The organism is Streptomyces sp. NPDC006476 (assembly GCF_040612015.1).
In the GTDB taxonomy this organism is placed as follows: Bacteria; Actinomycetota; Actinomycetes; order Streptomycetales; family Streptomycetaceae; genus Streptomyces; species Streptomyces griseorubiginosus_B.
In genome coordinates this window covers 1-1,708 of record NZ_JBEXPK010000280.1, presented here as the reverse complement: position 1 = coordinate 1,708, position 1,708 = coordinate 1, and the positions used below count along the sequence as shown (strand labels likewise).

Annotated in this window: 1 protein-coding gene; it reads right to left on the bottom strand. The window is 70.2% G+C overall.

Annotated features, from left to right (window positions below; all coding sequences use genetic code 11):
- Positions 1-174: 174 nt before the first annotated feature.
- The coding region (locus tag ABZZ74_RS54010; RefSeq protein ID WP_356951425.1) for a hypothetical protein at positions 175-1,708 on the bottom strand (1,534 nt) is incomplete at its 5' end.

Here is a 1,708-nt window from a genome sequence, read left to right as displayed (position 1 = left end):
GCCCGGTGCGGGGTGCCGTTCCCGCACCGGGCACAGGCGGATCAGGGTGTTGGAGGCGCCGACGGTGTCGAGGCCTCACCGCACTGCCGGAGACGGTAGAGGGGCTCCAAGCCCACGGACTTCCCCACGTCCGGGTGTGTGTGGGTCCGGCCCCGTGGTGGGGTGGGTGGTGGGTTAGGGGGTGGTGCCGAGGTGGTGGATGGTGGTGGGGATGGTGGTGCGGTTGCCGGTGCGGGGGTTGATGCCGTAGCGGCCGGTGGCGGCGGGGACGGCGCCGTCGGTGAGGGCGTAGAGGTTGTTGGCGACGGCGTATTTGTTGGGGCGTGGGGTGTCGGGGGTGGTGGCTTTGCGGATGGCGGTGGTGGCGGTGAGGACGGCGTCGTGGGCGAGGACGGGCCAGTAGCCGCGGCTGGCGTGGTGGGTGGGGAACTGTTGTCCGTGGTGGTCGCGGGTGAAGGCCTTCAGGTATTGCTCGTAGAGGCCGTGGTCGCTGTTGGTGTGGCTGCGCAGGGTGGAGGCGGTTGGCAGGGAGGCGTAGAGCACGGTGATGGGTGCCTCGCCTTGCTGTTGGAGGCCGGTGAGGGTGTTGGGGTCGAGGGCGGCGGTGTCGGATCCGGCGACGACGGTGATGTGCTGGCTGTGGCAGCTGCGCTGGCTGAGTGCCGTGAGGAAGTCGGGCAGGTATTTTTCGCGGGCGGCGAAGTAGACGGTGTCGATGGGGTGTCCGGCGGTGCAGATGTTCTGGCCGATGCTGCCCAGGATGGAGGAGGGGCCGCCGCGGGGGTCGAAGGAGAAGTCGGAGGCGGGGTCGAGGTGCTGCTTGAGCCCGTCGGTGGTGAGGAAGTCGTGGTAGAGGGAGTCGGTGTAGTAGTCGGTGGTTCCGTTGGGGGTCACGCTCGTGCGGACGATGGCCGCGGTGCGGGTGTCGTCCTTGAGTTCTGCGCCGAGCGCCTTGAGCTGGACGGCGTTGGTCAGGGTGACGCGGGTCAGGCCGTTGATGGGCTGGGGTGTGTGGCCGTGGCTGTCGATGGTGCCGGTGGTGTCGAACCCGTCGGCGGTGATGAGGTCGGCCACCATGGGCAGGTTCTGCCTGCTCAGGGCGCGGGCCGCGTCGACGGACTCCTGCTGGCTTAGGCCCATGCCGGCGACGGCGACCAGGTTCCTGACCTTCTTCAGGCCCTCGACGGCGTGCTGCCAGTGCTGCTCGCCGCTGCCCATGTTGGCCAGGACCAGCCGGATCTTCAGCGGGCTGTCGCCCGTGTTGGCCCGCTCGACGGCCGTGTAGGCGCCCTCGGCCTCCCCGACGAACTGATCGAGGGTGAGGTCCGCGGCTTTGCCGGCCGAGGTCAGCGGCGCCAGGAAGGCGATGGTGACGTACCGGCCGCCCTGCACCGCCCGGGCGTTCTCGATGCCCATCGCGGTCAGCACGGGCTCCATGGCCAAGCCGAACACGTCGGAATGCTCCTCGAGTCCGCCGGCCACCCCCGTGCACTCGCCGTCGGCCTCGGTCACCAGCGCCGGGTTCAGGGTCCCGCAGTGCTTCTTGCGGATCTCCTTGGTCCGCTGCTCCTCCCGCTTGTGCTGCTCCTGCTGCCGCACGTTCTGGGTGTGGACTTCCACGGCGTACCCGCCGGCGGTCACCGCGAGCACGAGCGCGGCGCAGACCGCGACGGCGGCGCGCCGCCGCTTGGCCAGGCGGGCACAGCGC